Below are 12384 nucleotides of genomic sequence, written 5' to 3'. Positions count from 1 at the left end.
GTGCACGCTCGTGGCCTAGCCCTTGCGGCCGAGGGTGGTCAGCGCGGCACGCAGCACCCCCGGGGTGTCGCTGACCTCGCCCGCCGCCAGCACCTTCTCCACGGCCTGCTCGGCCTGCTTGGCGGGGAACCCGAGCCCGGTGAGCGCCTCGACGACCTCGGCGCGGACCGCGGCCCCGGCGGCCGGCGCGGCCTCGCCGGGAGCGGCGCCGGTCGCGGCGACCTTGTCCCGCAGCTCCAGCGACAGCCGCTCGGCGCCCTTGCGGCCGATGCCCGGGACCTGCGTGAGCACGGTGATGTTGCCTTCGGCGAGCGCGGTGCGCAGCTTGTCGGGGTCGAGCACGGCGAGCGCGGCGAGCGCGAGCCGCGGCCCGATCCCGGACACGGTCTGCAGCAGCGTGAACAGCTCGCGCGACTCGGCGTCGGCGAACCCGAACAACGTCAGCGAGTCCTCGCGGACGACGAGCGCGGTGTGCAGGCGCACCTCCTCGCCGCGCCGCAGCGTCGCCAGCGTCGACGGCGTGGCCTGCACCGCGAAGCCCACCCCGCCGACCTCGACGACCACGTGGTCGAGCCCGACCGACAGCACCTCCCCGCGCACCGACGAGATCATCGTGCCGCCCCCTTCGCTTTCGCTGCCTTCGCGGCCGCGGCCAGCCGCGCCCGGTGCTTCTTCGCCAGCTCGGCCGCCCGCGCCTCCGCCTCGGCGAGCCGGGCCCGCATCGGCTCCCGCCACAGGTGGCAGATCGCCAGGCCCAGCGCGTCCGCCGCGTCCGCGGGGCTGGGCGCCTCCGCGAGCCCCAGCAGGCGGGTGACCATGTCCGTGACCTGCGCCTTGTCCGCCCGGCCAGAGCCGGTGACGGCGGCCTTCATCTCACTCGGCGTGTGGAACACGACCGGCAGCCCGCGCCGCGCCGCGCTGAGCGCGACCACGCCGCCGGCCTGCGCCGTGCCCATCACCGTGCGGACGTTGTGCTGGCTGAACACGCGCTCGACGGCGACGGCCTCGGGCCGGTAGCGGTCGAGCCACTCCTCCACCGCGTCGGAGATCTTCAGCAGCCGGTTCGCGAGCGTCGCGTCGACGGGGGTGCGCACGACGTCCACCGCCACGCAGCGGACCGTGCGGCCCACGCCGCCGTCCACCACCCCGAGCCCGCACCGCGTCAGCCCGGGGTCGACACCCAGCACCCGCATGATCCGCCCTTCCGCGCCCGAACACCAGTTCGGAGGCTACCGGGTCGGGTGCCGCCCGCCCGGGACGACGCGCCGGAGCGAGCGTATGTCCACTATGGACCGTCGACGCCAGGGGTCCAGCTCTCCGGCCTGCCGCTGTCGGTCAGCACCGGCTGCCACTCGGCGAAACCCTCGGGGGCGTCGGGGTCCCACGGCCACTTGCCCTCGGGCGTGGCGACGATGATCTGCAGCGCCGGGAAGTCGCCGTCGGGGTAGACGAGGAAGGCGCTGCCGAAGTACTCGGGGTAGTGCCCGGGGTGCACCTGCTCGAAGACGACGGGCACGCCCTCGAAGAAGTCGTCGTAGATCCGGCCGGGCTCGAACGGCCCCGCGGTGGCGGCCCGGTCCACATAGGCGTCCAGCAGGACCTGCGCCATGTGCTCGGGCAGCCCGACGACGACGGCCTCCGGCACCTTGTGCAGCGCCCACACGCACGCGGTGAAGCAGTAGCCGGATCCCTTGTCGTCACTGGGAACCGAGATGACCGCGTTGCCCCGGCGCTCGGCCTCGGAGACGATCCACTCGAGAAGTTCGTGATCTTCGGGCGCGAGCACCTCGGTCGTCGTCTCGGTCACGGCGGCCATTGTGCCGCAAGGCCGCGCGCGGGCACAGTGCCTGTCCGCAAAAAATCCCGGCATGCCTGGCACACCGGGATTCTTGTTCGCTCGAACGGGTTCAGCCGACCTCGGCGAGAACGTCGTCCGGAACGTCGAAGTTGGCGTACACGTTCTGGACGTCGTCGCAGTCCTCGAGCGCGTCGATCAGCTTGAAGACCTTCTTGGCGCCCTCGGCGTCCAGCGGCACGTTGACCGACGGCAGGAAGCTCGCCTCCGCCGACTCGTAGTCGAACCCGGCGTCCTGCAGCGCCTTGCGCACCGCGACGAGGTCGGTCGCCTCGGAGACGATCTCGAAGTTGTCGCCGAGGTCGTTGACCTCCTCGGCACCCGCGTCGAGGACCGCCATGAGGACGTCGTCCTCGGACAGGTCGTTCTTGGGCATGATCACCACGCCCTTGCGGTTGAACAGGTACGCCACCGATCCCGGGTCGGCGAGCGAGCCGCCGTTGCGGGTCAGCGCGGTGCGCACCTCGGACGCCGCGCGGTTGCGGTTGTCGGTGAGGCACTCGATGAGCACCGCGACGCCGTTGGGGCCGTAGCCCTCGTAGTTGATCGTCTGCCAGTCGGCGCCGCCGGCCTCTTCCCCGGCGCCGCGCTTGCGGGCGCGCTCGATGTTGTCCTGCGGCACCGAGTTCTTCTTCGCCTTCTGGATGGCGTCGTAGAGCGTCGGGTTGCCGTCCGGGTCGCCCCCGCCGGTCCGCGCGGCGACCTCGATGTTCTTGATGAGTCTCGCGAACAGCTTGCCACGCTTGGCGTCGAGGGCGGCCTTCTTGTGCTTGGTGGTAGCCCACTTGGAGTGGCCGCTCATCTCTCCTCCGTCTACATCGTTTCGTGCACCATGCCCACGAAGAGCCGGTGCACCCGCTCGTCCCCCGTGAGTTCCGGATGGAAGGCCGTGGCGAGCACCGGCCCCTGCCGGATGGCGACGATCCTAGCGGCCGCGTCCCCGGCACCGGCCGTGTCGGGCACCCTGGCCAGTATTTCCACCCCGTCGCCCGCCTTCTCCACCCAAGGGGCGCGGATGAACACGGCGTGCACGGGACCGTCGTCGAGCCCGGCGAAGTCCAGGTCACCCTCGAAGGAGTCGACCTGCCGCCCGAAGGCGTTCCGCCGCACGACGACGTCGAGTGCGTCGAGTTGCCGCTGGTCGGGGCGCCCGTCGAGGACCTGGCGGGCGAGCAGGATCATCCCGGCGCACGAGCCGTAGGCGGGCAGGCCGTCCGCGATCCGGTCCCGGAGCGGTTCGAGCAGTTCGAACGACTCCAGCAGCCGCGACATCGTGGTCGACTCGCCGCCGGGCAGGACGATCCCGTCCACGGCGGCCAGCTCCTCCGGCCGCCGCACCGGCCGGGCGCCCGCCCCGGCGTGCTCCAGCGCGGCGAGGTGCTCGCGCACGTCGCCCTGGAGGGCGAGCACGCCGATCACCGGCTTCGTGGTCACCTGACCTCCTCCTGATCCACTGTAGGCCGCGCCGCGCCGCGGCGGCCCAGACGTGCGCTGACGTGCAAGGACGCGGTTTTGGGCGTCCGTGCGGGGGGCTAGCCTGGGTGCATGACCGAGAACGCGGCCCACCCGCCCGAGCGGGAGGCACCCGGGCCCCGGCGCCCGGATGATCCGTTCAGCCTCGAGGCGTACCTCGAGCGCCGGCGGGCGGAGTTCGCCGACGGCCCGACGATGGCCGAGATCCTCGAGGACCTGGACCGGTACCGGGATGGCGGAGTTCCTGGCCATCTGATCGTCGCCGCCATCCGCGAGGACCGGGACAACGCCGGATGAGCGGCGCACGCTTCGTCCTGGACGCGTCCGCGGCCCTGGCGGTGCTCACCGGGAAGGACTGACGTGGCCGTCGAGGCGGAGTGCCCGGCCCGGTTTCCGGCCGGAGCGACCGATCGCCTCCCCCCGGCGCCTGCACCCGCTCCCGATCAACGGGCCCCAGCGCTCCGCCGCCGTCGAGCTGTACCCCGCCTGAGGGCCTACCAGCCGCGCTCGGCGAGGCGGTGCGGCTCCGGGACGTCGTCGACGTTGATGCCGACCATCGCCTCGCCGAGGCCGCGCGACACCTTCGCGATCACGTCCGGGTCGTCGTGGAAGGTGACGGCCTTGACGATCGCCGCGGCGCGCTTCGCCGGGTCGCCCGACTTGAAGATGCCCGAGCCGACGAACACGCCCTCCGCGCCCAGCTGCATCATCATCGCCGCGTCGGCCGGCGTCGCGATACCGCCCGCCGTGAACAGCACGACCGGCAGCTTGCCGCGCTCCGCCACCTCGCGCACCAGCTCGTACGGCGCCTGCAGCTCCTTGGCCGCGACGTACAGCTCGTCCTCCGGCAGGGACGTCAGCCGCTTGATCTCCCCGCGGATCTTGCGCATGTGGGTGGTCGCGTTCGAGACGTCGCCCGTGCCGGCCTCGCCCTTCGAGCGGATCATCGCCGCGCCCTCGTTGATGCGGCGCAGCGCCTCGCCCAGGTTCGTCGCCCCGCACACGAACGGCACGGTGAACGCCCACTTGTCGATGTGGTTGGCGTAGTCGGCCGGCGTGAGCACCTCGGACTCGTCGATGTAGTCCACCCCGAGCGACTGCAGCACCTGCGCCTCGACGAAGTGGCCGATGCGGGCCTTCGCCATCACCGGGATCGACACCGCCTCGATGATGCCGTCGATGAGGTCGGGGTCGCTCATGCGCGCCACGCCGCCCTGCGCCCGGATGTCGGCGGGCACGCGCTCCAGTGCCATCACGGCGACCGCGCCCGCGTCCTCGGCGATCTTGGCCTGCTCGGCGGTGACCACGTCCATGATCACGCCGCCCTTGAGCATCTCGGCCATACCGCGCTTGACACGCGCCGTACCGCGCTCGGGCACCGGGGAGGAAGCAGTTTCGGACACGGGAAATCGCCTTTCGAAAGCACGGGGGAAGGGCTTGCGACGTCCAGTCTAGGTCGAGGTGGACCGCTCATTAAGGCCAATAAGCCACGATTCCGGAAGGCCACTTTTCCCCTCGGCGGGGGCAGACGGGTGGCCTGGTGGACACGGGGTTGCCGGGGCGTGTCCGACGGGTGTGTGATCGGGGGCACACCCGTTACCGACATCGAAGTCCGGGAGGCCTGCCATGGCCGAGAAGCAACCCCGCAACGGTGACGCCGGGGCCGCGGTCGCTGTGGACGACCCCCGCAACCTGCGCAACGTCGTCCTGGTCGGCCCCTCCGGATCGGGCAAGACCACCCTCACCGAGGCCCTGCTCGCCGTGTCCGGCACGGTCAGCAGGGCCGGTTCCGTCACCGAGGGCACGACGGTGTGCGACCACGACCCGGCCGCGGTGCGCCAGCAGCGGTCCGTCGGGCTCGCCGTCGCCCCCGTCCTGCACGGCGGGGTCAAGATCAACCTGATCGACACCCCCGGTTACGCGGACTTCGTCGGTGAGCTGAGAGCCGGGTTGCGGGCCGCCGACGCGGCGTTGTTCGTCGTGGGCGCCGCCGAGGGGGTCGACCCCGCCACCGTCTCGCTGTGGGAGGAGTGCGCCGCCGTCGGCATGCCGCGCGCGGTGATCATCGCCCGCACCGACCACCAGCGCGCCGACATCGCGGGTGAGATCGCCGCGTGCCAGGAGGCGTTCGGCGCCGGGGTGCTCCCGCTGTACCTGCCCGCGAGCAACCGGCCGGGGCTCGTCGGGCTGATCACGCAGCAGCTGTACGACTACTCCGACGGCTACCCGCCCAAGCTCGGTCAGCCCGACCCCGCCGACCTCGACCGCATGACCGAGGCCCGCAACGAGCTGATCGAGGGCATCATCGCCGAAAGCGAGGACGAGGGCCTGATGGACCGCTACCTCGCCGGCGAGGAGATCAGCGAGGACGTGCTGATCTCCGACCTGGAGAAGGCGGTCGCGCGGGGCGCGTTCCACCCCGTCATCCCCGTGTGCGCGACGAGCGGGCTGGGCCTCGCGGAGGTGCTGGACGGGATCGCCCGCGCCTTCCCGTCCCCGCTGGAGCACCCGCTGCCCGAGGTCACCGGGCTCGACGGCGGTGCCCACGAGGAACTGCGCGCCGACCCGGACGGGCCGCTCGCGGCGGAGGTCGTGCGCACGGCGGTGGACTCCTACGTCGGCCGGGTCTCGCTGGTCCGCGTCTTCTCCGGCACCCTGCGGCCGGAACGGCCGGTGCACGTCTCCGGGCACGGGCTCGCCGAGCGCGGGCACGAGGACCATGACGCCGACGAGCGCGTGGCGCATGTGTATTCCCCGCTGGGCTCGAACCTGCGCGAGGTGCCGTACTGCGTCGCCGGGGACCTGTGTGCGCTGACCAAGATCGGCTCGGCCGAGACGGGCGACACCGTGTCGGCGCCGGACCACCCGCTGCTCGTGGAGCCGTGGACGATGCCGGAGCCGCTGCTGCCGGTGGCGATCGTGGCGCACAACCGCAGCGACGAGGACACGTTGTCGCGCAACCTTTCCCGGCTCGTCGCGGGCGATCCCACACTCCGGCTGGAACGCAACGCCGAGACCGGGCAGCTGGTGCTGTGGTGCATGGGCGAGGCGCACGCGGACGTCGTGCTGTCACGCCTGCGCGCGGGCGGCGCCGAGGTCGACACCGAGCCGGTGAAGGTCAGCCTGCGCGAGACGTTCGCGAGCCCGGCGAAGGGGCACGGGCGGCACGTCAAGCAGTCCGGCGGGCACGGGCAGTACGCGGTGTGCGACATCGAGGTCCAGCCGCTGGAGCGCGGGGCCGGGTTCGAGTTCGTGGACCGCATCGTCGGCGGCGCGGTGCCGCACCAGTTCATCCCGAGCGTGGAGAAGGGGGTGCGGGCGCAGCTGCGGCGCGGGCTGGCGACGGGCAACCCGGTGGTGGACGTGCGCGTGACGCTGGTGGACGGCAAGGCGCACAGCGTCGACTCCTCCGACGCGGCGTTCCAGACCGCCGGGGCGCTGGCGCTCAAGGACGCGGCCGCGAACAGCCGGATCGTGCTGCTCGAACCGCTCGACGAGGTGACCGTGCTGCTGCCGGACGAGCACCTGGGCGCGGTGCTGGGCGACCTGTCGTCCCGGCGGGGCCGCGTGCTCGGCACGGAGGCCGCGCACGGCGGGCGCACGCTCGTCCGCGCCGAGGTGCCCGCGACGGAGCTGCTGCGGTACGCCACGGACCTGCGCTCGCTGACCTCGGGCACGGCGAGCTTCACCCGGCGCCACGCCCGCTTCGACCCGATGCCGGAGGGGGTCAGGACCGGGGTCTGACGGGGCAGTCCGGCGGAGGCCCGCCGCGGAACGGCGATAGGTTGCGGTCCTGACGGAAGTGAGGACCGCGATGAGCTCGCCCGCCATCCTGCCGGCCTCGGAGGCGGAAGCGTCCGAGGCCGAGATGCTGCTCTCCTTCGAGACGGGAGCACCGGCGGAGGTCCGGTCTGCGCTCGGTATCGCGGCGGCGCGGATCGGTGGTGGTGTCGCGCTCGCGATGCGGCACGACTCGATGGACCACTGGAGCGTGGCGCTCGGGCTCGGCTTCGCGGAGCCGGTCACGGCGGATCTGGTCGACGAGATCGGCGCCTTCTACTCCGCCCAGCACGTGGGGCACGCGAGGTTCCAGCTGGCACCCGAGGCCCTTCCCGGGGACTGGCCGGAGATCTGCGAGAAGACCGGCCTCTCGGCCGGCGGCACGAGCGTGAAACTGGTCTGCCGCACGGAGATCGCGCTGGCCCGGATCACCGAGCACCGGCCGGCCACCGACTTGCGGGTCGCTCCGGTGTCGCCGCAGGACGCGACGGCCTGGGGTTCGGCGCAGGTGCGCGGGTTCGGGGAGCCCGAGGGGGACCTGGTCGCGCTGTCCGCGAGCGTGGTCGGCCGGGAGGGCTGGCACGCCTTCGGCACCTGGGACGGCGACGAGCTCGTGGGCACCGGCGCGCTTCACGTGCGCGCGGGCGTGGCCCAGTTCTTCGGCGGTGCCACCCTGCCCCGCGCACGCAAGCGCGGCGGGCAGACCGCGCTGCTCGCCGCCCGCGCGGAGCTGGCCGCGTCGCTCGGCTGCACCTGGCTGGTCGCCGAGACGGGAGCCGAGGATCCGGGCACGCACAACCCGTCCCTGCACAACATGCTGCGGCTGGGGTTCGAGGTGCGCTACGAGCGCCGCGACTGGATCTGGCAGGGCTGAGGCAGGGTCAGAAGAACCCGCCGGAGCGCCCGTTGCGGTCGGCGAGCAGGCCCGCGAGGGTCGCGATCGCGATCTCCGGCGGCGTGCGGGAGCCGATGTTCAGCCCGATCGGCCGGTGCACGCGGTCGATCTGCTCGGGTGGCACGCCGAGCTGCTTGAGCGCCTCGACGTGCGGGCCGGGGTGGCGCGGGTTGCCCATCACGCCCACCCAGCGCACGGGGTGGGCGAGCACGTCCCGCAGCACCTCGCCCAGCTCGGGCCGGTGGTGGTCGGTCACGACGACGTCGGCCGTGCCGTCCAGCGTCGGCAGGGAATTCTCGCGCGGGTCGTACTGGACCGTGTGGTAGCCCAGATCGCTGCCGTACTTGAGGAGGTACTCGGCGACCGGGGTGGCGAACACGGCGACGAGCGTGCGGGTCTCGGTCTCCGGCTCGGCTTCGCCGTGGGCCACCGCGCAGTTGGGGTCCGTCATGCAGTAAAGCTAGCGCGCGAAGCGCTCCGTGGTGGTCGGGCGAGGGGCCGGCCTACGCTGGATCCACGATTTCGAAGTACTGCGGCTGGGGGGCGGTGCCCGCGAGTTTGAAGTACCGCACCTTGCGCCGCCGCCGCAGGGCGAGCGTGTCGCGCACGGCGTCGTTGTGCACGCGGCGGGCGATGACGACGCGTTGTTCGGCGTCGGCCAGTTCCTCGGCGAGCCGGGGCGGCAGGCTCGTGCGGTCCACGGCGGAAAGCCGTTTCGTCAGCTCGTTTTCGGCGTCCTCGCGCTCGCTGCGGGGGGCGGCTTCCGCCGCGTCCGCGGCCTGCACCACCGCCAGCGCCTCCGCCCCGGTCAGGGCACCCGCCGCGACCGTGCGCGCGACGACGGCGCGCCGGGCCAGCGCCGCGTCGAGCGCCGCCCAGCCCGCGTCGAGCCGGACGTGCAGGCGGTCGAGCCGGTTCGCGGTCGCCACCAGGAACAACCCGCCGAGCACGATCACCGCGGCGACGACCGCGAGCAGCACCACGAGCCAGCTCACTGCACCGCCTCCTCGGCGCTGACCCGGCGGGGGTCGGCGGCGACGGCGGTCTCGTAGACACGCAGCACCTGCGCCACCACGACCGACCAGTCGAAGATCGTCACCCGCTCCCCCGCCGCGGCCGCCAGCGAACTCCGCCGGGCCGGATCGCCCAGCAGTTCGCGCAGCGCGTCGGCCAGCGCGCCCGCGTCACCGGGCGGGGTCAGCACCCCCGCGCGGCCGTCGTCGAGCACCCGCCGGAACGAGTCGAGCGCGCTCGCGACGACGGGCGTGCCCGCCGCCATCGCCTCGGTGAGGATCATCCCGAAGCTCTCGCCGCCGAGGTTGGGCGCGCAGTAGACGTCCACGCTGCGCAGCGCGCGGGCCTTCGTCGCGTCGTCGACCTGGCCGAGCAGCTCCAGGTGCGGGGCGAGGTGCGGGCCCGCCATCCGCCGCAGCTCGTCGGCGTCCCCCCGGCCGACGACGAGCAGCTTCAGCTCCGGGTACTCCGGCAGGAGCCGGCGCGCGGCCTCCAGCAGCACGTCCATCCCCTTGCGCGGCTCGGTGAACCGGCCGACGAAACCGAGCGTGCCGCCCGCGCGCGGGTAACCGTCCAAAGGGGACGCCCGCGCGAAGAACTCCGCGTCCACGCCGTTGGGGATCTCCACCGCGTCCCCGCCCGAGTGCTCCACCTGCACCCGCCGGGCCAGCGCCGACACCGCGATCCGCGCGGTGATCTTCTCCAGCAGCGGGCGCAGCACCGGCTGGAAGGCCGAAAGCGTGCGCGAGCGCGGGGTCGAGGTGTGGAAGGTGGCGACGATCGGCCCGTCCGCGACCTTCAGCGCCAGCAGCGACAGGCTCGGCGCGGCCGGTTCGTGCAGGTGCAGCACGTCGAAGTTCCCCTCGCGCAGCCACCTTCGCACGCGGGCGTAGGACACCGGCCCGAACTGCAGCCGCGCCACCGAGCCGTTGTACGGGATCGCGAGCGCCTTGCCCGCGGGCTGCACGAACTCCGGCACGTCGGAGTCGTCGTCGGCGGGCGCGAGCACGGACACCTCGTGGCCGCGGGCGATCAGGGCCCGCGCGAGGTCCACGACGTGCCCCTGCACTCCGCCGGGGACGTCGAACGAGTAGGGACAGACGATGCCGATCTTCACCCGGCCGCCGCCTCCTCCGCGGGTTCGGGCTCGCTCTCGCCGAGATCGGCGGTCCAGAACTTCTGCAGCATGTGCCAGTCGGCGGGGTGCGCGGCGATGTCCCCGGCGAAGATGTCGGCGGTCGCCTGCACCGCGGCGGGGATCTCCGCGCGGGCGGTGACACGGATCCGCGGGTGCACGCGCGCGGACCAGCCGTCCTCGGTGAACCACGAACCCACCGGCAGCAGCGCTGCCCCGGTGCTGACCGCGAGCCGCGCCGCCCCCGCGGGCATCCTGGTGCGCTCGCCGAAGAACGTGACCGGCACGCCGGAGCCCGACAGGTCGCGGTCCCCCACCAGGCACACGAGCTTGTTCTCCCGCAGCCGTTGCAGCAGCAGCCGGAACGAGCCGGTGCCCCCGCTCGCGGGCAGGATCTCGAAGCCCAGCGACTCGCGGTACTCGACGAACCGGCGGTACACCGACTCGGGCCGCAACCGCTCGACGACGGTGGTGAACGAGCCCGCGTAGCCGACCAGCCACACCCCGGCGATGTCCCAGTTCCCCATGTGCGGCAACACGATCACCGCGCCGTTGCCCTCGGCGAGCGCGGCCTCGATGTTCTCCACGCCGGTGATCGAGAACCGCTGCCGGACCACGTCGAGGTCCATCGCGGGCAGCCGGAACGTCTCCTCCCAGTACCGGGCGTAGGACCGCATGGCCCGGCGTGTCAGCTCGTCCAGCTCCGCGGGCCCCGCCTGGGGCACGACGCGCGCGAGGTTGCGCCGCAGCTGCACGACCCCGGCACCCCGCCGCCGCACCGCGAAATCGGCCCCCAGCGTGAACGCGGCGTCGGCGAGCCCCTGGGGCACCCGCCGGACCAGCCGCCAGCCGGCGGCGTACCCGAGATCGCTCACACGCTGGGAGAACCGGGTCACGGATGGGCCTCCCGGGCGGACGCGGCGAGCGCGACCATCCGCTGCCCCAGCGTCACCGCGGACAGCACCGCGAGCAGCCACTGGGTGACCTCGACGGCGTAGGGCACGTGGAAGCCCTCCAGCCCGGTGCCGACGAGCGCGATGATCAGCCGCTCGGCGCGTTCGATCAGCCCCCCGTCGGCGCTCAGGCCGGACGCCTCCGCCCGCGCCTTGACGTAGGAGATCACCTGCCCGAGCACGAGGCTCACCAGCGCCGCCCCCGCCGCGCGCAGGTTGCCGTTGTCCACGAAGCACCACCACGCGATGGCGCCGAACAACGCGCCGTCGACGAGCCGGTCGCACGTCGCGTCGAGCGTGGCGCCGAACGGGGTGCCGTGCCCGCGGGCGCGGGCGATGGCGCCGTCGAGCAGGTCGAGCATCGCGAAGCCCCAGACCGTGAACGTGCCCCACAGCAGCAGCCCGTTGGGGAAGAAGCCGAGCGCGCACGCGATGGCACCCGCGGTGCCGACGACGGTCATGACGTTGGGCGTGACGCCCGCGCGCAGCAGCACGCGGGCGAGCGGATCGAGTGCGCGGGAGACGGAGGCGCGCGCGAAGATGTTCAGCATCGGATCTGCGGGGGAAGGTTTTCGGCCTGCTGGCTCATCGCTGTCTACGTCACCTGGCTGCGTGAGAGGAGTGGTTCGCCCGCAGCCTATCGACCCGCCACCAGGGGATAACGCCCCGGCGCGCCCAACTGTGGCGATCAGTGCGCGGGAGAGGCCTCTTCGGCCTCGCAGGCGGCCCGCGCGGCGGCACAGCGCGGAGTCAGGCGGTTACGGATCGCGAGGCTGATCTCGCCGAGCGCCCGCACCTGCTCGGGCGTGAGCGCGTCGAACAGGGCCTCGCGGACGGCCGTGACGTGCCCCGGCGCGGCGGCCTCGATCGCGGCGAGACCCTCCTTGGTCAGGATCGCGAAGGCGCCCCGCTTGTCGGTGGCGCAGTTGTCCCTGCGGACCCAGCCGTTGTCCTCCAGCCGCGCGACGGCGTGCGAGAGCCTGCTGCGGGAGGAGCGGCAGCGCTCGGCGAGCTCGCTCATGCGCAGCGTGCGGCCGGGCGCCTCGGACAGCACGACCAGGACCTCGTAGTAGGTGCGCGGCATGCCCGAGTCGCGCTGGAGCTGCCCGTCGACGTGGCCCTGCACCATGTCCACGGCTACGAGGAAGTTCCGCCACACGCGTTGTTCCTCGTCGTCGAGCCATCGGGTTCCCGCCATACGGACAATCCTACCCTTAGTTGAGCCCTCAACTAGAGTTGCTAGAGTTCGTTCCGGACATCCCAAGACCTGATCCACCGA

At 72.8% G+C, this 12384-nt stretch carries 15 protein-coding genes; 3 read left to right on the top strand and 12 right to left on the bottom strand.

Going from position 1 to position 12384, the window contains the following annotated elements; genetic code table 11:
* Positions 1 to 15: 15 nt before the first annotated feature.
* The 5 genes from ruvA to pdxT all read right to left on the bottom strand — a co-directional run bounded on the left by ruvA (position 16) and on the right by pdxT (position 3289).
* The gene (gene ruvA, locus ABFX51_RS30525) at positions 16 to 612 is read right to left on the bottom strand and encodes a Holliday junction branch migration protein RuvA (protein ID WP_346055717.1); all 597 of its coding nucleotides are present in this window, start codon (positions 610 to 612) and stop codon (positions 16 to 18) included.
* Positions 609 to 1193 carry a crossover junction endodeoxyribonuclease RuvC gene (ruvC, locus tag ABFX51_RS30520; protein WP_091514285.1) on the bottom strand — a complete coding sequence of 195 codons (585 nt, stop codon included), beginning with the start codon at positions 1191 to 1193 and terminating at the stop codon, positions 609 to 611. Before ruvC ends, ruvA begins: the two co-directional genes overlap by 4 nt.
* A gap of 92 nt (positions 1194 to 1285) precedes the next feature.
* Positions 1286 to 1816: a DUF4262 domain-containing protein gene (locus ABFX51_RS30515; protein WP_346055716.1), complete on the bottom strand. Its 531-nt coding sequence runs from the start codon at positions 1814 to 1816 to the stop codon at positions 1286 to 1288.
* Between the two features lie 91 nt (positions 1817 to 1907).
* Entirely contained in the window at positions 1908 to 2657 is a 750-nt protein-coding gene (locus tag ABFX51_RS30510) for a YebC/PmpR family DNA-binding transcriptional regulator (RefSeq protein WP_091514281.1), read from the bottom strand.
* 11 nt (positions 2658 to 2668) lie between these two features.
* A complete protein-coding gene (pdxT, locus tag ABFX51_RS30505) occupies positions 2669 to 3289 on the bottom strand; it encodes a pyridoxal 5'-phosphate synthase glutaminase subunit PdxT (RefSeq protein ID WP_346055715.1) in 621 nt (206 codons plus the stop codon).
* Positions 3290 to 3400: 111 nt separating this feature from the next.
* Between pdxT and ABFX51_RS30500 the strand changes: the two genes are divergently transcribed.
* Entirely contained in the window at positions 3401 to 3625 is a 225-nt protein-coding gene (locus tag ABFX51_RS30500) for a hypothetical protein (RefSeq protein WP_091514275.1), read from the top strand.
* Between the two features lie 197 nt (positions 3626 to 3822).
* On the opposite strand, the gene pdxS is transcribed toward ABFX51_RS30500, so the two are convergent.
* Complete coding sequence (gene pdxS, locus ABFX51_RS30495; RefSeq protein WP_091514274.1) at positions 3823 to 4731, bottom strand: pyridoxal 5'-phosphate synthase lyase subunit PdxS; 909 nt, start codon at positions 4729 to 4731, stop codon at positions 3823 to 3825.
* A gap of 223 nt (positions 4732 to 4954) precedes the next feature.
* Between pdxS and ABFX51_RS30490 the strand changes: the two genes are divergently transcribed.
* A complete protein-coding gene (locus ABFX51_RS30490) occupies positions 4955 to 7072 on the top strand; it encodes an elongation factor G-like protein EF-G2 (RefSeq protein WP_346055713.1) in 2118 nt (705 codons plus the stop codon).
* A 70-nt stretch (positions 7073 to 7142) separates the two neighbouring features.
* The gene (locus ABFX51_RS30485; RefSeq protein ID WP_091514268.1) at positions 7143 to 7982 is read left to right on the top strand and encodes a hypothetical protein; all 840 of its coding nucleotides are present in this window, start codon (positions 7143 to 7145) and stop codon (positions 7980 to 7982) included.
* Positions 7983 to 7989: 7 nt separating this feature from the next.
* Here ABFX51_RS30485 and ABFX51_RS30480 read toward each other — a convergent pair whose 3' ends face one another.
* From ABFX51_RS30480 to ABFX51_RS30455, 6 genes are all read right to left on the bottom strand, one after another.
* Positions 7990 to 8454 carry an XdhC family protein gene (locus ABFX51_RS30480; RefSeq protein WP_091514266.1) on the bottom strand — a complete coding sequence of 155 codons (465 nt, stop codon included), beginning with the start codon at positions 8452 to 8454 and terminating at the stop codon, positions 7990 to 7992.
* A 52-nt stretch (positions 8455 to 8506) separates the two neighbouring features.
* The gene (locus ABFX51_RS30475; protein ID WP_091514264.1) at positions 8507 to 8998 is read right to left on the bottom strand and encodes an NUDIX hydrolase; all 492 of its coding nucleotides are present in this window, start codon (positions 8996 to 8998) and stop codon (positions 8507 to 8509) included.
* On the bottom strand, positions 8995 to 10134 hold the full coding sequence (locus ABFX51_RS30470) for a glycosyltransferase family 4 protein (protein WP_091514261.1): 1140 nt from the start codon (positions 10132 to 10134) through the stop codon (positions 8995 to 8997). Before ABFX51_RS30470 ends, ABFX51_RS30475 begins: the two co-directional genes overlap by 4 nt.
* Entirely contained in the window at positions 10131 to 11048 is a 918-nt protein-coding gene (locus tag ABFX51_RS30465; RefSeq protein ID WP_091514259.1) for a phosphatidylinositol mannoside acyltransferase, read from the bottom strand. The genes ABFX51_RS30470 and ABFX51_RS30465 overlap by 4 nt, the downstream gene beginning before the upstream one ends.
* Positions 11045 to 11656: a phosphatidylinositol phosphate synthase gene (gene pgsA / locus ABFX51_RS30460; RefSeq protein WP_091514257.1), complete on the bottom strand. Its 612-nt coding sequence runs from the start codon at positions 11654 to 11656 to the stop codon at positions 11045 to 11047. The genes ABFX51_RS30465 and pgsA overlap by 4 nt, the downstream gene beginning before the upstream one ends.
* 137 nt (positions 11657 to 11793) lie before the next feature.
* A complete protein-coding gene (locus tag ABFX51_RS30455) occupies positions 11794 to 12303 on the bottom strand; it encodes a MarR family winged helix-turn-helix transcriptional regulator (RefSeq protein WP_091514255.1) in 510 nt (169 codons plus the stop codon).
* Positions 12304 to 12384 lie beyond the last annotated feature (81 nt).

Origin of the sequence: Amycolatopsis dongchuanensis (genome assembly GCF_039542405.1) — a bacterium.
Lineage (GTDB): Bacteria > Actinomycetota > Actinomycetes > Mycobacteriales > Pseudonocardiaceae > Amycolatopsis_E > Amycolatopsis_E sacchari.
Note: the sequence above shows the minus strand (reverse complement) of the source record. Positions and strands in the feature narration are given on the sequence as shown.